Genomic DNA, 21,533 nt, shown 5'->3' with positions numbered 1-21,533 from the left:
GACATTTGAACGAATCAATAATATAAGTACCAATGTGCCTGTAGACCCCACGATACTCCGGGGTCTACACCTATATCATAGCTGGAGGAACGCATGTGAAGCCAATCATCTGTTATCCCCTGATTCAAGAAATTCCCCAATCTCAAGATTACATTATTCGTATTCGTGAGGCGGGCAGCGACGGACCGTGGTCTGATGTAAATGTATACGGAGTAAAGGTTGATATGCACCAGGTGCGGCAGGCCAGTATGGCTTATTTTGATATGGGTGTTCCTGTTGAATTGGAAATTGAATGCAGGTACACGGAGGTTCAGACCATTGATATTCGGCCCTTATCTTATAAAATCCAACCACAGATTCAGGCCAATGTAATCTCATTTGAACTGAAAGAACCTGCTAAGTTGTCCATCGAGGTAAATGGCGAACGGTTTCGCAATCTGCATCTATTCGGAAACGGGCTGGAGACGGATGCTCCAAGCATGCACGATCCACGTGTTCACGTCATACAGCCTGGCATCCATCGTACGGAATGGCTCGAGACAGAAGCTGAAGTACTCTATTTTACACCAGGCATGCATTACATTGAAGAGACCATCCTACGCGTTCCATCGGGCAAGACGGTTTATATTGATGGCGGTGCTGCTGTTGCCGGTTCATTAGTCTGTGATCGGGTTCAGAACGTTACAATCCGGGGGCGAGGCTTGGTTTATCTGGCCGACTTTCATCGATTCTCAGCATTCCGCGGAATTCGGTTGATCCATGCGAGCCAGATTGCCATTGAAGGCATTATGATCATCGACGTACCGCACTACAGTGTGTACATCGGTAACTCACAGTACGTGTCCATCAAGGGTATTAAGTCATTCAGCACAAGGGGCTGGTCGGATGGTATTGATATCATGTCCAGCTCGGATATTGAGATCGAACATGTTTTCTTGCGCAACTCGGATGATTGTATTGCGATCTATGGCAGCCGATGGGGTTACCGTGGTAACTCGCGTCGTATCCGGGTTAGTCATGCTGTGCTGTGGGCTGACGTGGCACATCCACTTATGATTGGCACGCATGGGGATCACGAGGCGAACGGTGATGTGATTGAGGATATCCGGTACGAAGATATCGACATTCTGGAACATCACGAGCCACAACCCAACTACTGGGGAGCCATGGCCATTAACGCGGGTGATCATAATACTGTGCGGAACGTTGTCTATGCGCGAATCAGAGTGGAAACCTTTGAACAAGGTCAGCTGTTCGATCTGCGTGTGGTTAGGAACAAGGATTATAATCCTGCTCCTGGTAGGAGGATCGAACACATTTTATTTGAGGATATCGAGTATGCAGGAGGGACGTTACATCCTTCCCGGATCTATGGTTATGACGAAGAGCACAGTATCGAAGGAGTAACGTTTAATAATCTCACTATTGCAGGTCAACGTGTGGATAGTCCAAATCATCCAGCGATTGAAATGAACGAGTATGTACGTGGCATCACATTCCGCTAGGGGGTGTTCAATAGGAAAATACGACGAGTAAACAGGAAAGGGGGGATGTCTAATTTCAATGTCTGGCACAAGTGGGCTTCAAGGGAAGGACATCGAATTCCATGAAAATGAGGAGGTTTGATATGGAAATGAATAGCGGATTTCATGAGGGGAAAAGATGGAGACGGGTGATTGCTATACTTGCTGCAATCAGTCTGTTGGCAACACTTATACCGGTCGGTACCCATTCCATCGCAGCTGCTGCGAATTCAAACGATGTTACTGTGTCAGGATATGAAGTTCAGATCAATGAAACAATCACAGGTGGTTTCACGCATCCCGGAGTTGGACTAACCAAGGAAGTCTTAGAGAACATGAGAGAGCAGGTACTATCGCAGCAGGAACCATGGTATTCCTACTATGTGGCGATGACTAGCTCGGCAGCGGCTTCCAAGACAGTGACGTCCAGCAATGCCAGCCAAACGGACCCAACAAAACCGGCAAGCGATGCCTTCAACAGCCAAGGCTTCAACTCCCGTTTTATAAGCGATGGATTGAAAGCGTATACACAAGCGTTGATGTATTATATTTCAGGAGATGAGACGTATCGGTCCAATGCGATGCGTATCATTCGGATCTGGTCGCAGATGGACCCTGCCCAATATGTCTACTTTAATGATGCGCACATTCATACCGGGATTCCGCTGAATCGCATGGTGACGGCAGCTGAGATTCTGAGATATACAAGTTATCAGACGGATGAGCTGGGATGGACAGCGCAGGATACAACGAATTTTACAACCAACCTGATTAATCCGGTCATTGAGACCTTCCAACGTGACAACAATCGCTTCATGAATCAGCATAACTATCCTTTGTTGGGTGCGATGGCAGGTTATATTTTTACCAACAATCAGAGCAGATATGACGAGGCGGTTGAGTGGTTCACAGTCAATAGCACTGCGCAAGACCAAGGCTTTAATGGGTCGGTCAAGCAGCTGTTCCGCCTAATGAATATTGATGATCTGACTGGGGAGCCACTGGATGAGCCGGTGATTCAGCATGTGGAGATGGGCAGGGACCAGGCGCATGGGGGTGGAGACCTCACTAACGCTGCTATCCTATCACGTATGCTGCTTGCTCAGGGGACAAAGGTCGATCCAGTGGAGGGTACCGTATCAACAGCGGCAAATGCGGTCGGACCGTATGAGTTCCTGGATGATCGCATATTGGCGGCCGCAGACTTCTTCTGGCAATTCATGCTTGGTTATGATACACCTTGGACGCCAGTGGCCTATGCCATTTCGCCAGATGGAACGATTCGGGATACGTATAATCATATATCCAACGCCTACAAAGGTAGAATGAATACGGCAAATTTCTGGGATATGTATTACTACTACACATATGTCAGGGGCATTAATGTTGCAGAGAAGGCTCCTCATTATTATGAAGCATTTACGAAGCGGTTGCCTTCCAATTTTTATTATGGTGGTACTCTGAACAAAAACTGGGACAATGTGGACGGAGGCGGAGACTTCTGGCTGTATATGCCAGAGGAGGCAGTGTCTGAAGGTGCAGAATTTCTGCCGCGTGAGCAGACAAGCGGCTCACTGATCGACATTGAAGATCGTTATACGAAGCTTGGCGGCAACACAACCACCCTAAAGGAAGGAGATACGTCGTTTGTGCGGTTTCAGGCGACGCAAATGGGAAGTCGTATAGCATTTCTTAACGGTTCCAGCAGTGAGAAGATCATTGGTTTCCGCATCCGTACCAATGGGCCTGCCTACTTGGAGCTTACTCCTGGAATCAATGATACATTAACTTTGCCGGATACGCATGGACAGTGGCGGTATGTGACTTATACGCTGGACAGCTTCCAGAGTCTGAACGATATTCTGTATATGAAGGTCACAGGTTCGGATACGACAGTAGATATCGACCACATTCATATCAAAGCAAGTGAACAGCTGACTCCGCCAGAATTCAAAACAGGAAACTCTGATCTCTCCATATTCGCCTATCCTGGCTCGCCAATTCGTGTTGAGTTTGAAGCAACCGATGCTGGGGGAACGGATGTGGTGAACTACTCCAGCCCGAATCTGCCTCAAGGAGCAGCATTGAATGAAGCCACGGGCGAGATGCTTTGGCAGCCGGGAGTGTCACAGACTGGAACTCATTCCTTCCATGTCGCCGCTTCAGACGGCACAACAATCACGACAAAAGATGTCAAGATTGTAGTTTCGGCGAATCGGGCTTCCGCTGTGGAGCAGGCCATAGCTGCTTATGATCAGGATCGAATTTATGTAGCAGCAACACTCAACTCATTTCATGCAGTGTATGAGGATACCCTTGACCAGCTTGATACAGCTACAGATGAAGTATTCTATGTGCAACTGCATGAGCTAGCCCAAGCAGCGGAAGCGCTGAAGCTGGTCACTCCGTTGCTGGAACAGAGCGGGGGTATTGATTACCACAACATCGTTGCGTCATCGACCTTTGGGACAGACATTGCCAATATGGTGGACGGGGACAATCAGACGGGGGTTTCGTATACACGTGCGCCAAACCTATACCATATGATTGATTTCGGACCGGATTTCAAAGTATCGGCTAGGTCCTTTGGATTCCAAAGTAATATTTTTTCCGATCGTCTCGCGAAGTCAGCTGTTTTTGGCTCCAATGATGGGGAGGACTGGGTACGATTGACCCCGGGGTTAACAGCATTTACCCAGAGCTTTCAAACCCTGGATGTTGCTCCCGAATACCAGGACGATTCGTTCCGGTTCATCAAGGTTCAGCTGCTTCATCCACAGCCGGATGTATTGTATGGCATCGTCAGGAATTTGTTCGAAATGACCGAGTTCCGGATCTATGGTGAACGTCATGAGACAGGTAATAAGCTGGAGTCCGTCTCCATCTTTTCGGATCAAAGTGTAAGTGGCAAGATTGCAACTGGGGACACCGTACAATTGACGATTCAGGCTAAGGAAGCAATCCAGAATGTAACGGCGATCATTCAGGGAGTTGCAGCAACCGTTACGACGCAGGATCAGATCCATTGGACGGCGGTGGCTGCTATGGGAAATGATGTACCTACAGGTGCGGTCAAGTTTACGGTGGATTACGAACAGAGTGACGGAACAGCAGGGGAGCGGACAGTGCTAACCACTGACAATTCAAAGCTGTTCCTTGTAGATGGCGGCAGGTATATTGATGTGTCTATGATGGCGAAAGTAAAGGCTTCGGATAAACAATGGCCAGGTAACGGGTTATTCCAGGATGAGGTGGGTTATCTGCTATTCGATGGTGACACGTCCACCTATGGGGATCTGAATACATCTTCGGGTTCCTTCTACACGGTGGACTTCGGTGAAGGACTGTCTGTGAAGCTGGACGAAATTGTGCTGATGCCAAGAGCTTCCAACAGCTCAAGAATGAACGGGCTTGTCATTCAGGGTTCCAACGATAATTCAAATTGGTCGGATCTGACACAGCCTCTAAAAGGTTCACAAGAAGGAACGTGGTCGGATATTAGACAAGATCAGCTTCTGAATAATGGATATTATCGATATTTAAAACTGTACAACAACTCAGCATGGAGTGGTAACGTTGCTGAAGTTGAGTTTTATGGTGATGTAGACTACGATGCGGAAGTTGTGGATTCAAAAGTGGTTGCGCCTGAAGGTTACACCCAAGGAAGTTACTATCTCTATCAGCAGGAGATTAACCACATCAAAGCTTCATTGACCGAACCAGATGCAAACAAGATGGCATTGCTTAAAGAGTTAATTGCAGCCAAGACCCTGCTAATCTCTTTCGCTGACTCATTTCCTCCAATTCATGTAGACACTGCGATGGTGCTTGCATCCTCCATTTCATGGGATGGAAAGGTTGATGCAATTAATAACGGATGGCGCGCATTTGACGGTGATCCTGCCACATCGCCAGATACCAAAACAGCAGCAGGCTGGACCCGAGTTGATCTGGGAGCAGATCACGCCAAAGTAGTTGGCAGTATCAGGTTTATCCCACGCACCGGCAATGCCGCCCGTATGAGTGGAGCCCTGATCCAGGGATCCACTGATGGGGTGAACTTTGATACGCTTTATACCATAAGTGGTGTAAGCGAGATCAAGTGGTATAAGCAGTCTTTGAGCAGCAGCAATGCTTATCGTTATTTGCGCTATTATACGCCAAACGGCTTTGCCAATATCGGTGAGCTGGAGTTCTATGAGAAGATTGTGGACAGAACGCTCCTTACACTGCTGATGGAACGGGCAAATGCAATGAATGAGGAGGATTACTCCGGAGAGAGCTATGCGCAGTTACAGGCTGCTGTCACGAGTGCAGCCGTGGTTGATACGGATCTGGAAGCAAACCAGGACGATGTTGATTCCGCTGCGAATAGTTTGAAGATGGCGCTGGGTGGTCTGGTTTCCATTTGAATGAAGGAGACCAGGCAGTTGCAATAACTCAATTGATACCATTTAGTAGAATGAACAGAAGCTAGATTCAGGATGTACAGATGGAACTTTATATAAGGAAGTAAATTTCGTACTGATTAATATGATAAAGATAGAAAAGATAGTGTCCTTGCAAAGAAGGGACACTATCTTTTTTTATTTAACGGTTTTGAGGAGTGGATATTTCACCTACCGTCATGCAGTTCTTTATAGAAAAACTCTTTTGTTTTGGGTTACTCGAATAAATTAGTGATACAGTCCGGTGAGATGTTCGTCGCTGGGCTGTAAAAGCTTCGACAGCAATACGATCTGGCCGGTATGGTATCCGTAATGGGAAGAGACCTTTATTAACAGAGAACGTACAAATTTATGCTCATGCGCATCTTTGGCTTCATCCTCACGACGGTTCATACGATTCCAATCGGTCAACTCATAGGGAATGGTCACTTCTCTGGATAAATCCTCCTCTACCAGACTAGATAATATCGCAGTTGATTCTGTTCGCACCTGGTGAAGCTTGGCTAATAATTCCTCCCGGCTCAAACCACTATTGGTATTGAACTCAGCAGAGCGTTCCCGGATTAGAGGCTGGTTCCCGATACCTGTCACCAGATTCTGATATTCATTGCCCGCCAAATGCAGACAATAATTCCCCACACTGTTCATACCAGGCTGAAGTCTGGTCCAAATCTGATCCTCGTTCAACCTGTTCAAGCTGGTTTCAATACGTTCTAGCTGCTTGTTCATGTCCTCAACTACGTCCTGAATAAGTTTAATCATGATAACATGTCCTCCATTCATTAGGGTTGATTGGATATCAAATTCAGATAACCGAAGGCGAATTGATTATAAACGAACAATGATTTAATATAAAGTCTAATATTGCTCTTGTTTTACTCAAGATTGAATGATCGCTTGAATTATTGATTATAGAGAACAGAAGGTATGAATAATGACAAAATACGAAAATCAGGTTCCGACCTCCGCAGGTATGAGCTTCAGCTCCCTCGTGAGCATGTTGAAAGATTCCATGCGGAGAAGTATAGAGCGAAGGCCTGCGGGTAACATTCCGGTGGAGAAATATGAACCAGCGGAATCGTTAAATGTATCCGATCATCCGCAGGTGACATGGTTTGGTCATTCGGCTTTTTTGCTTGAGATCGAAGGACACAGATTGTTATTTGATCCAATGCTGGGCAACCGTCCATCTCCTGTATCCTGGGCGGGTACGAAACGATACAGCACTAACCTACCGATTCAACCCGAAGACTTTCCAGCCTTGGATGCGATCATTATATCGCATGACCATTATGATCATCTGGACTATTCCTCTATCCGCAGATTGAAGAATAAAACACAGCGGTTTATCGTCCCACTGGGCGTGCGTCGAAGACTAATTCAACTGGGTGTGCCCTCGGAACAGATTACCGAACATAACTGGTGGGATGAGCTATCCTTCAAAGGTTTGACATTAGCCTGCACGCCAGCGCGGCATTTCTCCGGCAGGGGGTTATTGGACCGCAATTCGACACTATGGTGTTCGTGGGTCATTGCTGGACAAGAAACGAAGGTTTTCTTTAGTGGCGACAGCGGATACGGTCCTCATTTTAAGGAAATCGGCAGTAAGTACGGACCCTTTGACCTGACCCTGATGGAATGCGGGCAATATGATGAGCGTTGGTCCAACATTCATATGATGCCAGAAGAAACGGTACAGGCACACTTGGATGTAAAGGGAGCGCTGCTCATTCCGATTCATTGGGCAGCATTTACGTTGGCCTATCATGCCTGGAACGAGCCGGTTGAACGGATCACCAAGGCTGCACATGACTTGAATGTCACTATTGCAACGCCCAAAATCGGTGAGAAGGTTGTGCTGAATACGGGAGCTTACCCAAGCCAACCGTGGTGGAGATCAAACTGAGGAAATTTGAAATAAATATAAAAGCGTCCAGCTCATTAAATGGGAGGACGCTTTTTCTCTTGCATTTATTTTAATATCGATAGGGCGCTATAGATGAGCAAAACACCCATTAGAATATTAAAAGGACGCTCATATTTCAATAAAAAGCTCTGAAATAACATACCGCATAACCCCCAAGTCATATTGGCACTAATGCCAATGATGGTTAGAAGTAACGAAAATACGATCATATGAACATGAGAGTCTCCGAGAGGCATAACAAATACCGAGATGGCCGTAAGACCATACAGAATGACTTTGGGATTGATGAATTGCAGGGTGAAGCCAAAGAGAAACGTAAATCGATTGACCTTGGGATCTTTGGCATTTGCAGGTTTACTTCGCATAATTTTGATCGCCAAATAAATCATGTATACACACCCCAATATGTTCAGGACCGGTTTGATCCTAGGGATGTATTGATGCAGAATAAGGTTGAAATAACTGGACAGAAACATAATAAGCAGGCAGCCAGCTGCTACGCCGGCAATAAACGGAAGAATTTTTTTGAACCCTTCGTTTCTTGCATGCGTCATGGCGATGATGTTATTTGGACCCGGTGTGAATGAAGCCACGATTGCGTAAGTCAGTAACGGAATAATATTCATAAGTCCTCCACATTTCATTCTTGTTGTGTGTTATATTTAACTAAAACGTGCGGTATAACGTACGCCCTTTATGATTGTACAATATGTGCGCTATAAAGCACAATATAATCTTTAAAACAGAGGTGACAGTATATTGAAAAACATTAATGTTGTTCTGGCACAGAATTTGAAGCAGCTCAGGGAACAAAGAAAACTTAGTCTGGACAAGGTAGCCGAGATGTCTGGAATTAGCAAGACGATGCTGGGTCAGATTGAACGGGGTGAATCCAACCCTACAATTGCGACAGTTTGGAAAATTGCGAACGGCTTAAAAATTTCTTTTACCGCTCTGATCCACGAACCGAAGTCGGATACAACTGTCATAACGGGCAGTGATATTCAAGCATTGATGGAGGATGAGGGGAAGATTCGCATTTATCCGCATTTTACCTTCGAAGAGGGGCGTCGTTTTGAAATGTACATGATGGAAATGGATGAAGAGTCTTCTTTGAATGCTGAACCGCATATAGAAGGGGCAGAGGAATTTATTACGGTTTTTGAAGGAGAAGTAACGATTCGGGTTGGGGAGGAGGATTATACGGTAAAGCAAGGGGAATCGATTCGTTTTCGCGCGGATAAGGCTCATGGCTATAAAAATTCGGGAGCCTCTGCGAATAAATTAAGCATGGTCATTCATTATTCAAAGTGAAATAAAATAAAACGCCAATACAGCAGTCTGTGAATTCGACCGATATATTGGCGTTTTTGTTATTTCAAATCAATTCCATGCGTAAGGCTTTGAATGAATTAAGGCTTTTCTTTTGCCTGACGCTGAATTTCGTTGGAGGTTAACGCTTTATCATATACTTTTACGTTATCCATTGAGCCTTTATAGAAGGGATCGGCTGTATAGCGGCTTTTGCCCAAATAAGCTTCAGTTACTTGCAGATCTTTCGGGTTAAACGTGATTTCCGTGCTGCTTGCTACGACTTTTCCATTCACATACATAGTGCCGTTATCTCCTTGAAGGGTAACAGCGACATGCACCCATTGATTGGAGGGCAGCGGTTCAGCAGCAATCAGGCTCTGATCTCGTCCCTGATCATGAATGGTGAATTGCAGAGCTCCGGTATGCTGGGCGGGAGTCAGGAACATATGTCTAGTCAGGCCATTTCCAAAGTCGAAAATTCGCTGCCAGGCTCCGCCGCCACTCCAGTTGACCCATGCACTAAAGGTGAAATCCGTCGTATCGGTAATAATTCCGGGCAGCTGGATATAGCTGTCGGTTCCGTTAAAAGCAGCAGCCTGATTCTTGCTGCTAATAGCAGAAGTCGCCACATTAAAGGCTTGGCCATGGTATTCATTTTTGCTGAAATCCTGTGCGATTTTTGCAAGTTTCTTTTGTTCAAAAGTATATTCTCCAAGCAGTGGACTTACCGCTTGCTGTGGAATGATAACGTTAAACGTTTTGGAGCTTACCGCACTACCTTTGCGAATCGTTGCCGTTAATGCCACCTTGACATCTCCCTTACCCGTGCGAGGACGATTCACTACTCCGGTAGCGGACAGCACAGAGGTGTTGGAAGATTTCCACGTAATCTCTGCATCACGTGTTCCCTTGGTCGGGAGGGACAGGTTGAAGAATACGTTCCCTGTGTCGCCGATACTCAGATCCTTTTTCACCGCATTGACAATATCCTGATCCTTCATTGCAGTCATCTGACTTCCCCAGATTGCCACGCCAGAGGAGGAGAGAGCGCTAAAGGTCAGAACCGTCTTTTGGGAATCTGGCTCCCATTCATGCGTGAAGACACCTTTATACACAACATTATTCGATGTGATTTGCACCTGATTGTCTGCTTCAAGACTCCATGTTCCCGTCACCGCACCACTAATCTGCCCATCTGGTGTGAACTGAACGGTCTGTGAAGATTTGATCTCGGCCGTAATTTCCTTCCCGTGATTCACCCATTTGTATTGACCAGCAATCTCCTGGGTTGTCAGTTGGGCAGTGTTTTCTTCCAATGCCGCATAGCGGTAAGGAGAAACGACAGGCCATCCTTCCGAGTTCATATGCATCTCATGTACGCGGACTTCATGCTCTTCGCCGCGTCCTGGAAAGCGGGAATGGAAGATCAGAAATTGTTTTCCCGTTTCAGCGTCAACATAAGCGGAGTTATGTCCTGGTGATACATAGCCGATACCTTGACCTGTGCCTGGGTCACCGATCTGTCTTTGAAACAGGAAGTTTCCCAGTAATTTGACGCCAAAAGGCTCGATCGAGCGGTCATCAAACAAGGGTTTGTCCTTGTCCGCCTTGACGTTAATCATATCGTTTCCTTCAGCATCGAGGAAAGGACCGTCAGGTGTTTTGGAGCGAGCTACCCGAATGTTATATCCCCCGTCAGCACCCAATCCGCCATACGACAGATACAGATAATAATAGTCGGTTTCGGGACTATAGAGCATATAAGGTGCTTCAATTCGGCTATGATTGCCTCCGGTCAGTTTTTTGCCATACCCCTGATTAGGGAGAGGTTTTCCCGTCGTTTCATCCATCTCCAGAATGAAAATCCCCCCGGAATAGGAACCGTACACCATCCAGAGCTTGCCGTTTTTATCGAAAAATACATCAGGGTCGACCACATTTGGATGTATGGTTGCATCGTATATGGTGCCATCCTCACTGATCTCATCCCACATGCCAGATTTGAGCAGAATACCCTGATCCTTATAAGGCCCCTCAATGTTGTCTGCAACAGCAACGCCTAACGCAGAGCGGGGAGAGTCCCCTTTGCACGCATTGTAGTACATATAAAATTTGCCATCCGCCAACTGAATGACATCTGCTGCCCATAACGTATCGGTCTGCGACCATTGCAGGGCTTCAGCAAATTCCTTGGTTACATTAGGCACAACAGGGTTGTTATCTGTAACCCCGGAGGCGACCGAATCCCAATTCATTAAATCTTTGGACTTTGCTACTTGAAGATGTGAACCAAAAATATAAAAGGTATCTCCCACCTTGATAACGGAAGGGTCATGAACGGAAACATTCCTGAATGCTGGAACCGTATTTTCAATGGATGTGGAAACTTGCGATTTGGAACTCATTGCCCCCGGACTGTCCGCCAATACGGAGACGGGAGCCAAAGCTGTTGTCGTAAGTAATGCAGAGCTCAGTAAAGAAATATGAAGTACGCTTACCCAATAACCTTTCATACGTTTCCCCTTTCCCAATACATAAAATGAAAAATAGCCCTATTCAATGCCGCAAACGTTAACTGGTTGGACAGCCCTCCTTTTGATTACCACGAATGATCAAGCGCTTTCATTTGTTATATTATCAATCAATTTATATATTTGTAAACTATAAATATCAGAGTTAGTGTGACTTGATAATGGAGAGAGAGATAGGCAAAAGGTCGATGTATTCGTATGAATTCCTATGATATAACAGATTGTTTGTAATTTTGGGATTGAAATATTTACTCGAAATAAGATACTATACGATTAGATTATGTGTTTATATATTTATTAATCAATTTATATTTATACGAATTAAAGAAAGTTCATCTACGATAATTTAACCTACATAGGAGGAATGAACATGACTACATTTCATAATCAACTAATCGCACACTATAAGTTTGAAGATGCAGCCGACATTGGCAAGGATAGCTCAGGAAACGGGCACGTTGGAGCTGCCGCAGGAGAGAAATCACCCAACATTTCTGAAGTGAATGGCAGATGGGCGGTGACTTTTACTGGTGGATTGAACGGAACATCGTATTTGGAGCTGCCATCAAATTTACTGCAAAATGTAAGAGACAACACCGGAGTGACTGTTGCAGCATGGGTCCATTTGGGCAAAGGATCGAACGTGTGGGAGCGGATTTTCGACTTCGGTAAAGGCGAGAAGGGTCCCTATTTATTTCTGACTCGTCAGATGCGAGGCACGTTATACGCAGGCGATGATCTGGTTGTAGACCCGGGACGCGGATTTGCCAGCGGGGAATGGATGCATATTGCTTTATCGGTGGCAGGCAGTCAGGGCGGCACACGCAGCAGTGCGGGGCCGGTTGTATATGTGAATGGTGAGAAGGTGGCAGACGGTTCCATCAGTCAGACATCCAGTGGCAATTATGCCAAGCTGCGCAAATGGTTTGATTCCTTCGTGGACCCAGCGAATTATAGCCGCAATTATATTGGACGTTCACAGTACGCGGCAGATGTAGATTTTGCAGGCTCACTGTCCGATTTCCGGATTTATCAGGCCGCTCTGTCCATGGATGATGTGATTGAAGTTATGTGCGAGTCCCTGACGGATGAAGAGATTGTGCAGCTGGCAGGAGATAAATATTTATCCGCTCCAGCCCGGATTATTACCAAAGATGTGTCATTGCCTGTAGATTTACTGGGGGGCAAGGTAAACGTGCAATGGAATTCAAGTCAGCCTGAAGTTCTGTCAGCGAATGGAGAAGTTCAACCTCTTAGCTCGGCACAGGAGATTCGTTTGAACGCACTTTTAACCAAAGGTGGAAATACGCTGAATAAAAGTTTTAATGTGTCCGTTGTGCCAGAGCATCTCCCGCCTTATACCGTGACAATACACGGGGATCAGCAGGTGGCGGATATTAGTGAAGTGATGTATGGCCTATTCTACGAAGATATCAACAATGCAGCAGATGGGGGAATCTATGCGGAGTTAGTTCAGAACCGTTCGTTCGAATCCTTTGCATTCGATACGTACTCACATGACTCTGGAGAATGTGGTTGTTCGACAGGTCGGAACCGTGATCCTTTGTTTGCCTGGTCCGGGGATACCGAGAAAATGATCGTACAGCATACCGACGGAATAAACACTCATCTTAACGTGGAAGACCCGGAAGTGAACGCTTATTATGTAACGGTTCAGGCGGGTGCGACCATTCGAAATCGCGGATTCTCGGATTCCAATCAGCATTGTGCCATGTCCATTAAGAAAGGAGAGGCATATGATTTTACCATCTGGGCCAAGGCTGTATCCGCAGGAACGATTACGGTTCAATTGCAGGACGGGAACGGTGATGCCATCAGCGATTCTGTTACCCTGCAAGTTGAGGGCGGTAACACATGGAAGAAGTACGGGATCGCCTATTCCGATACCCGTGTCCTTGTGGCTAATGCCGAATTCAGCGGTCATGCAAGTGGCAGCCATGTGTTGACTCACCCCAATTCTCCCAACATCACCAATTCCAACGTGGCCCTGACCGGAACGGAGACCGCGCTTGGGCAATTGGTACTTTCCTTTGAAGGAGACATTTCCATCGACATGGTGTCGTTGATTCCGCAGGATGTATGGGGAGCCGATCCGAAAGAGCAGGGAGTATCCGCTTCAGCACATACCAACTACACGGGTAATCCAAACTATCGGCTTAGGAAAGATCTGGTTCAAGCCCTTGTTGATCTGCATCCGAAGTTTCTGCGTTTTCCAGGGGGATGCATTTCCGAAGGTTCGTTCATTTGGGACAATGTGTATGACTGGAAGGATTCGGTGGGAGCGGTAGAGCTTCGCAAAGAGAACTATAACGTCTGGGGTTACATGATGACGATGGGCCTCGGCTATATGGAGTATTTCCAACTGGCAGAAGATTTGAATGCTGCTCCGGTTCCGGTCATGGCCTGTGGCGTTCTGTGCCAGGCTCGTTCGGATTATGCACACCCGGCGGGTGGCGCATTGAGGGACTACTATATCCGAAACTTTACAGACCTGATCGATTTCGCGCTCAGCACGGATATTAAACATAACGAATGGGCTGCCATTCGAAGCAGCATGGGACATCCTGAACCATTCGATCTGCGTTATCTTGGCGTAGGTAATGAGAACTGGGGAACCGAATTTTTTGCCAACTTTGAAGTATTCAAGACGTCAATTGATGAGTATATGAAACGTAATTATCCTGATCATGAGCTTCATATCATTTCGACAGTTGGCGCACAGGCGGACGATGATGCGTACCAGCAGGGCTGGAAATTCCTGAGCGGCAATCTGACCGGATCAGCTCAGGTGGCTTTTGCAGACGGCAAAGAGGTCATCGAGGAGACGGTCACTTGGTATGAGAATCAGGACAACTATATGGATACCATTGCGGATGAGCACTACTATCGCTCCAATGACTATTTGCTGAACAACGTGGACCGGTACAACTATTATGAGCGGGCTTATCATGAAGATGGCAGTATGAATTGGACAGAGACATCCAAGGTATTTGTGGGAGAATATGCATCCACGGACAAAAATACACTGGCAGGTGCGATCGCAGAAGCTGCAGTCATGACCGGTTTTGAAAATAATGCGGACGTTGTTCGCCTGGCTGCCTATGCGCCATTGTTCAATAAAGTACTGACGGACGGTACCTATCGCTGGACGCCGGACTGCATCTGGTTTGATGATGAAACGGTGTGGTATACACCGAATTATTATGTGCAGCAGCTTTTTGCCAAATATGTGGGTGAGCAGGTGCTGGGCACTTCATTTTCAACGTACAGCAAGGGGCAACCGATGGAACTCATTCCACGAGGCGGTATCGAGATTGCGACAGGCAATGCCGACATTGTGGTGAAACGGATTACGGTCACATCGAACCAGGATGGCAGTGTGCTGTTTACAGAAGATTTCAGGGAGCGGACAGCTCTGAATGAGTCGTGGAATTGGATTCCGGGATCGGTAGGGTACACGTTGGAGACGGGTAAAGGACTGATTTTGAAAGCCCAGGCAAGCGGCCTGAATGGGTTGTATCTTCTGAACGATGAATGGTCGAATTATAAAGTGGAAGTCGAGGCTCAGCGCATATCGGGTGAGGATGGCTTCACCATCGGTGTGGGATTGACGGATAGTTCACCTGAGAAAAAGGATGTCATCGAATACGCAATCGGATATGGCGGCAATGCAACGGGAGTCAAAGTATACAAACAAGGGGTAGAAGGCTACACTCTGGGCGATTATTCTTCCAGTTCCGCGGCGGGAAATCTCCGGGCAGCCAACTATGAACCGCTGGAGAACGATACGAATTATACGATTACGGTCAATTATGGTGGTGAAACAGGGAAGAATCTGATCTGCTCTTATACCGATGGTCACACGACCAGCAGAATTCTGGATTACAAGCTGGAAGCATACAACCGGGATGTATTCCATTCCGTTACGAGAGACGAGCAGCATGTGTATGTGAAACTGGTGAACGCAGATGGGGTGGATAAAGCAACCCAAATTCACCTTCAAGATCTGAACGTTACCTCTGTTGCGAAATGGATAACACTTGGTGGAGATGAAGCCTTGCTACATGTGCCTAATGTGAACCAGAAGAATGATGAGAAAATTGTTCCACAAGAACAAGTGATACATCTGCAGGGGGATTCGGTTGTTTTGCAGCTTCCTGCTCATTCGGTCAATGTGCTGGTTATGGATATCCAAAAATAATAATATAAGTTGAACCAATAATTTTCACACAAAGTCACTACGTGGTCAGAACCATCTTCCGATCGCTGTTATCCCCAGGTTTATATGTTGCAGCCTTAGAACCGCGATACTCGCGGTTTTTTGGTGTTCCGGGAAGAGAGTCAACAAAAGATACCTAAAGTAAATAGCCTACACTATTGCCGATTCCTGACGGATTCTATAATGAATTTGAAGGAGGAGACAGCTCATGCGTTCCAACTACAGACAATTTATACGAAACGTTCCGCTTCATCTCATGATATTGCCTGGATTGATCATTATTATTGTATTCGGTTACATTCCGATGGCGGGACTCTCCATTGCCTTTCAGAATTTCTCTCCCATTGCCGGATTCAAAAATATGAACTGGGTCGGCCTGGACAATTTCAGGTATCTATTCGATCTGCCGGGGTTCGGTCAGGTCGTATGGAATACGGTATTTATTTCCGCGATGAAAATTGTGTCCGGTTTGGTCATTCCCGTACTTGTGGCCTTGCTGCTGAATGAGGTGCGCAAAACAGGTTTTAAACGAACAATTCAGACGGTCATCTATATGCCGCATTTCTTTTCCTGGGTTATATTGGCCGGTATCATTGTAGACGTATTGTCCCCTAGCACAGGAATTGTAAATATGCTGCTTAAGGCGATAGGGGTTGAACCTGTTCAATTCCTGGCCAGTAACGAATGGTTTCCTTACATACTCGTCATTACGGACCAATGGAAAGAATTCGGATTTGGCACGATTATATATTTGGCCGCACTGACAAACATTGATAAATCCCTGTACGAAGCATCTGTAATGGATGGAGCAGGAAGATGGAAGCAGACCTGGCATATTACGCTTCCTGGCATTCGTCCCATCGTGATTCTGATGGTTACACTGAGTCTGGGTAACGTGCTTAACGGTGGATTTGACCAAGTGTTCAACCTTTACAATCCGCTGGTCTATGAATCCGGAGACATTCTGGATACGATGATCTATCGGATCGGTCTGCAGGATGCGCAATATTCGGTATCAACCGCATTGGGTCTCATTAAGTCAGTCGTTTCGTTTATCTTTATAGGGCTTGGTTATTTTCTCGCCTATCGATTAGCCAATTATCGGATTTTCTAGAAAGGAGGCAAGAACATGCATCACGCTTCGAGAGCCTATCGTTGGTTTCTGGGAATGAATTATGTCATCCTGACCCTTCTTGCCTTGCTGTGTCTGTTTCCCATTGTGAATATTCTGGCAATTTCGTTTAGTTCGAGTGATGCAGTCAAGGCAGGGAGTGTCACATTCTGGCCGGTGGACTTCACCTTGTCTTCGTATAAATACATTCTCGAAAATCAGCAGTTTCTAAATTCATTCGGTACAAGTCTTCTCCGTGTTGTACTCGGAGTTGCGACAAATTTGATTTTCACGATTCTTGTAGCCTATCCGCTCTCCAAAGAGGCAGCGAAGTTTCGTTCAAGAACGTTTTATGCGTGGATTTTTGTCTTTACCATGCTGTTCAGTGGAGGATTAATCCCGGGTTATCTGATCGTCAAGGAAGCAGGTCTTTTGGATTCGATCTGGGCCCTGATATTACCGGGAGCGGTTCCGATCTTTAATGTATTGCTTATGCTGAATTTCTTCAGGGGTTTGCCGAAGGAGTTGGAAGAGGCGGCTTGGATGGATGGCGCAGGTCATTTCCGCACACTATGGAGCATTTACCTTCCTATTTCATTGCCCAGTATCGCAACCATCACACTGTTTGCCATGGTGGGACACTGGAACGCCTGGTTTGACGGCATGATCTATATGAAGAGTCCGGAAGGTTATCCACTAGCCACGTATCTGCAATCGATGCTTCAGCAAGTGACGATGATTCAGAGTGAAATGATGACCCTGGAGGATGCAACTCTGTTAAGTCAGGTGTCGGATAGAACGACCCAGGCATCCCAAATCTTTTTGTCCGTTATCCCCATTTTGCTCGTGTATCCGTTCCTGCAAAGGTATTTCGTTCATGGACTTGTTGTCGGTAGTGTAAAGGGATAAGATCGATGGAGGAAAACCAATGGGAGGAGCCGATTTCCGGCTCCTTTTTGCCGTTGAGGAGAGGAGTGAAGGGGAAATGAGATTCGCAGTGGGGAGTTGGAAAAATGCATCCATCGTCGTTAAACTGATGATTGCCTTTGTGCTCGTCATTCTGCCCTTATATGGGATCAGTATTATGATCACGCATACCAGCTCCAAGCAAATGCAGACGGAAGTGGAGAAGGCGCATGAATCTAAGCTTTATTTTTACCACAATCATCTGCAATTTGAACTGGAGCGAATGAGTGGACTTGTTACCGAATTTTCGTTCGATGATACGATGTCCACCCTAAGTACACGAGCTGCGATTATGAGCAGATATGAGGTGACTTCCAGTCTCAATGATATCCACAACAAGCTGGGGCAGATCATGGTGACAAGTCCCTATATCAGTGATGTTGTATATTACGTTCCGGCTCTGCATAAACGGGTCAGCGCGGTGGACGGAATTCGCAATGTGGAGGATACAGAATGGAAGGATCTGCTGGCAACTATGGGAAATCTGAATGGTGAGTTGTCTTATTCGGACAACAATCTTTATTTTCTCAAAAGCAATCCGTATAACATGAATCATGAGGAACCGCCCAATTTTATATTAGGCATCCGCTTGTCTGCGGAAGAACTGAAGCACAGATTGCAGCAGCTAGCGGAAACAGGAGGCAGTGATATTACACTGAGCTTCGGTGAGCAGCACCATGTGCTCATTTCTTCTTCGGATGAACCTGTATCGGCCGTACAATTGCAAAAGGTATCACCGGATTCACCAGAATCCATGCAAGTGACGAGATATCAATCTGATCCATATCTGTATTATTCGCTATACGATCCCGATCACTCGTTCACGCTGACAGCCAGTATCCCTAATGATGTGCTCCAAGCTCCACTGGAACAATACAACCTGTGGCTGTGGACGTTGACGCTTATTTCAATTGTTATCATTATGATCTTCTCATTTTCAATCTACAGGTCAATTCACAAGCCGTTATCTGTGCTCATTCGCGGGTTCAGAATGGCGGAGCAAGGTCAGACAAGCATTCATATTCCGCAATCCAGACGCGATGAATTCGGTTATTTATACTCTCGCTTCAACCACATGATAGAGCGCTTACATATTTTGATTGATGAAAATTATGTTGCCCGGATTCGAACCAGTGAGGCAGAACTCAAACATTTGCAGTCCCAGATTCAGCCTCATTTTCTATACAACAGTCTGTTCAGCATCAAGCAAATGGCCGAAGTCGAGAATGTTGAATTAATTCAGGAATTCACCGACTATTTGGGTCAATATTTCAGGTATATGTCCAGGGATTCTCATTCCGAAGTATCGCTCGGTGAAGAGGTGGATCATGCTTTGGTCTATGCTTCTATTCAGAAAATTCGATTTGGCTCAAGAGTTCAACTGCAGCTGGAGGAACTAAGTAGAGAGTATCGAGACATCGCCATTCCCAGAGTCATTATTCAGCCAATTGTCGAGAATGTCTTCGAACACGCCCTTGCCAAACGCAGTCAAGGCGGGATTCTGAAATTATCCTATCAAGTCGCACACGACAAATTGTCCATTCGGATAGAGGATGATGGTGATCAATTAACGGATGAGGTCTTGAGCAGCCTGCAAGAATCCTTTCAAGAATCTGCGAATCAGAGACATGGGAATGAAGAGATTACGGGACTAATGAATGTGAATCAACGTTTACGGATCAAATTCGGGGCGGGCAATGGCCTTTGTGCTCAGCGCAGTGAGTTAGGCGGTTTATGCATGATTTTAAATATTCCATGGAGACGGGAGTAATCGTATGCAGCGGATGTTAATTGTAGATGATGAACCGGTTATTTTGGATGGTCTTTATGCTTTCTTTCAAAAAGCGGATTTTCAGGATATGGAGATCATTAAGGCATACTCTGCCTTTGAAGCAATCGAGTGGTTGAATTCTGTCAAAATTGATATCGTACTCAGCGACATCTGCATGCCTGGCATGGATGGCATGGAGCTGATCGAGAAGATTATGGATCGTTGGCCACGATGTAAAGTGCTATTGCTGACAGGTCATAACGAATTCGATTATGCACATCAAGCGATACGTAACCCTTGTGTTGTGGATTACCTGTTAAAGACAGAGGGCATGAGTCATATTCGTGCAGCGGTAGAGCGGGCGTTAACACAAATTTCGGAGGAAAATGATTTTCGTTACCAGCATGCCTGGTTTCGCAGCAAGCTTCCCAGAGCGCTGCCGCAGCTGCAAAGACAGTTGCTGCTGGATCTCCTAAAACGAACAGAAAGACATGATATCGCCGCGCTTCAGGAAGAATTGGATGCAGTCCAGTTACCTTTTATGTCCAATGAGCCGGTAATCCCGGTCATCATACGGGTTGAGGAGTGGAACAACTATCAATCCCAGGCGGACCGGAGTTTAATTCGCTATGCTGTTGCAAACGTTGCGGAGGAGCTGCTCCAGGATAAGGCCAAGGTCAAAGCTATTGATCTGGATTATCAGGTGATCGCCTGCTTTGTTCAGCCCAAGGCGGAGCCATCGAGCTTCCCTACAGGACAGCAGGAGAAGTGGGAACAGACACTTCGTTTCGTCTATGGAACGCTGGAGTCTGTGCAGCAATCCTGTGTGGATTGTCTGAATCTGTCCGTCTCCATTATGGTGAGCGAACTTGCGGTGGAGTGGGTGGAGCTAAGTCAGGCGATTGCACAGCTACGTCTGTCGATCCATGAGGGCCCTGGACTTGGGATGGAGAAGCTTCTTCGGGTCAAGGTGCAGCATGATTCGCCATACACCCCCAATATATTGAATCAGCAGAGTGTTGCGACTCTTCATCTGGATCAGATCAGGCAGCACGTTACAGCAGGAGATCGGGAGTGGATAGAGTCGTTTCACAAATGGACAGAGGCTTCAAAAGAAGGACTTCAGGACCCATTCTTTCGAATGAAGATCTATTCAGGCGCAGGTAATGCACTGATTGAGCTTGTTCATGAACTGGGCTTGTACGAATCAGCAATGGAGGAAATTGCGTTATCTCGTATGCTTTATTTTGACATCCATACGCCGTGGTCCGATCTGGTCGTTTTTTATCAATCGGCATATGAATGGATCATCTCCAAAAGAAGTGTTACACGTATTCATGATCAGTCGCAGATTCTCATTACCATTCATCATTATATCAAGCATCATCTGGAGGATGACCTATCGCTAACCCGTATTGCACAGGAGGTTTCCCTCAATCCTTCATATCTGTCCCGTTGGTACAAACGTATTACTGGCAAAGGTATATCCGACTATATCCATGACCGGCGCATCGAGCGCAGCAAGGAATTACTTCTCGGCTCTGCCTGCAAAATGCATGAAATATCCGCCAAGGTCGGATTTAGTGATCAGCACTATTTTTATCGTTTCTTCAAAAAGGCCACCGGCTGCACGCCACAGGAATATCGGGATCAAAAAAGTTAGATCAAGTCTGAAATGGTAAATCAAAGATACCAGATGTCA

At 46.2% G+C, this 21,533-nt stretch carries 12 protein-coding genes; 9 read left to right on the top strand and 3 right to left on the bottom strand.

The annotated features are described in order from the left end of the window. Positions 1–95: 95 nt before the first annotated feature. A complete protein-coding gene (locus CS562_RS06480) occupies positions 96–1,505 on the top strand; it encodes a glycosyl hydrolase family 28 protein (RefSeq protein WP_257219404.1) in 1,410 nt (469 codons plus the stop codon). A 122-nt stretch (positions 1,506–1,627) separates the two neighbouring features. Further along, the gene (locus tag CS562_RS32545; protein ID WP_125477241.1) at positions 1,628–5,935 is read left to right on the top strand and encodes a discoidin domain-containing protein; all 4,308 of its coding nucleotides are present in this window, start codon (positions 1,628–1,630) and stop codon (positions 5,933–5,935) included. A gap of 264 nt (positions 5,936–6,199) precedes the next feature. Here the strand turns inward: CS562_RS32545 and CS562_RS06470 are convergent, their stop codons facing one another. Continuing rightward, positions 6,200–6,733 (bottom strand): DUF1572 family protein, encoded by a 534-nt coding sequence (locus CS562_RS06470; protein WP_099854438.1) that lies wholly within the window; start codon positions 6,731–6,733, stop codon positions 6,200–6,202. Between the two features lie 172 nt (positions 6,734–6,905). On the opposite strand from CS562_RS06470, the gene CS562_RS06465 reads away from it, so the two are divergent. Continuing rightward, positions 6,906–7,877 (top strand): MBL fold metallo-hydrolase, encoded by a 972-nt coding sequence (locus CS562_RS06465; RefSeq protein ID WP_099854436.1) that lies wholly within the window; start codon positions 6,906–6,908, stop codon positions 7,875–7,877. Between the two features lie 65 nt (positions 7,878–7,942). Here the strand turns inward: CS562_RS06465 and CS562_RS06460 are convergent, their stop codons facing one another. Then, the gene (locus CS562_RS06460) at positions 7,943–8,524 is read right to left on the bottom strand and encodes a LysE family transporter (RefSeq protein ID WP_099854434.1); all 582 of its coding nucleotides are present in this window, start codon (positions 8,522–8,524) and stop codon (positions 7,943–7,945) included. Between the two features lie 133 nt (positions 8,525–8,657). Between CS562_RS06460 and CS562_RS06455 the strand changes: the two genes are divergently transcribed. Continuing rightward, positions 8,658–9,212 (top strand): helix-turn-helix domain-containing protein, encoded by a 555-nt coding sequence (locus tag CS562_RS06455; RefSeq protein ID WP_099854432.1) that lies wholly within the window; start codon positions 8,658–8,660, stop codon positions 9,210–9,212. Positions 9,213–9,310: 98 nt separating this feature from the next. Here CS562_RS06455 and abnB read toward each other — a convergent pair whose 3' ends face one another. Continuing rightward, positions 9,311–11,725, bottom strand: coding sequence for an arabinan endo-1,5-alpha-L-arabinosidase AbnB (abnB, locus tag CS562_RS06450; protein ID WP_099854429.1), 2,415 nt, complete (start codon positions 11,723–11,725; stop codon positions 9,311–9,313). A gap of 388 nt (positions 11,726–12,113) precedes the next feature. Between abnB and CS562_RS06445 the strand changes: the two genes are divergently transcribed. From CS562_RS06445 to CS562_RS06425, 5 genes are all read left to right on the top strand, one after another. Beyond that, positions 12,114–15,965 (top strand): alpha-L-arabinofuranosidase C-terminal domain-containing protein, encoded by a 3,852-nt coding sequence (locus CS562_RS06445; protein WP_099854428.1) that lies wholly within the window; start codon positions 12,114–12,116, stop codon positions 15,963–15,965. A gap of 226 nt (positions 15,966–16,191) precedes the next feature. Beyond that, positions 16,192–17,097 (top strand): ABC transporter permease, encoded by a 906-nt coding sequence (locus CS562_RS06440; RefSeq protein ID WP_064638694.1) that lies wholly within the window; start codon positions 16,192–16,194, stop codon positions 17,095–17,097. Positions 17,098–17,112: 15 nt separating this feature from the next. Continuing rightward, the gene (locus CS562_RS06435) at positions 17,113–18,003 is read left to right on the top strand and encodes a carbohydrate ABC transporter permease (protein WP_076288339.1); all 891 of its coding nucleotides are present in this window, start codon (positions 17,113–17,115) and stop codon (positions 18,001–18,003) included. A gap of 76 nt (positions 18,004–18,079) precedes the next feature. After that, positions 18,080–19,831, top strand: coding sequence for a sensor histidine kinase (locus CS562_RS06430; protein WP_099854630.1), 1,752 nt, complete (start codon positions 18,080–18,082; stop codon positions 19,829–19,831). A 4-nt stretch (positions 19,832–19,835) separates the two neighbouring features. Next, entirely contained in the window at positions 19,836–21,494 is a 1,659-nt protein-coding gene (locus CS562_RS06425) for a response regulator transcription factor (protein WP_099854427.1), read from the top strand. The last annotated feature ends 39 nt before the right edge of the window (positions 21,495–21,533 follow it).

The organism is Paenibacillus sp. LK1 (assembly GCF_002750415.1).
Classification (GTDB): Bacteria; Bacillota; Bacilli; order Paenibacillales; family Paenibacillaceae; genus Paenibacillus; species Paenibacillus taichungensis.
This window is presented reverse-complemented; position numbering and strand designations above follow the sequence as displayed.

Coding starts and splice junctions, on each gene's coding strand:
- CS562_RS06440 (WP_064638694.1), top strand. CDS start 16,192: ATGCGTTCCAACTACAGACAATTTATACGAAACGTTCCGCTTCATCTC.
- CS562_RS06460 (WP_099854434.1), bottom strand. CDS start 8,524: ATGAATATTATTCCGTTACTGACTTACGCAATCGTGGCTTCATTCACA.
- CS562_RS32545 (WP_125477241.1), top strand. CDS start 1,628: ATGGAAATGAATAGCGGATTTCATGAGGGGAAAAGATGGAGACGGGTG.
- CS562_RS06425 (WP_099854427.1), top strand. CDS start 19,836: ATGCAGCGGATGTTAATTGTAGATGATGAACCGGTTATTTTGGATGGT.
- CS562_RS06435 (WP_076288339.1), top strand. CDS start 17,113: ATGCATCACGCTTCGAGAGCCTATCGTTGGTTTCTGGGAATGAATTAT.
- CS562_RS06430 (WP_099854630.1), top strand. CDS start 18,080: ATGAGATTCGCAGTGGGGAGTTGGAAAAATGCATCCATCGTCGTTAAA.
- CS562_RS06465 (WP_099854436.1), top strand. CDS start 6,906: ATGACAAAATACGAAAATCAGGTTCCGACCTCCGCAGGTATGAGCTTC.
- abnB (WP_099854429.1), bottom strand. CDS start 11,725: ATGAAAGGTTATTGGGTAAGCGTACTTCATATTTCTTTACTGAGCTCT.
- CS562_RS06470 (WP_099854438.1), bottom strand. CDS start 6,733: ATGATTAAACTTATTCAGGACGTAGTTGAGGACATGAACAAGCAGCTA.
- CS562_RS06445 (WP_099854428.1), top strand. CDS start 12,114: ATGACTACATTTCATAATCAACTAATCGCACACTATAAGTTTGAAGAT.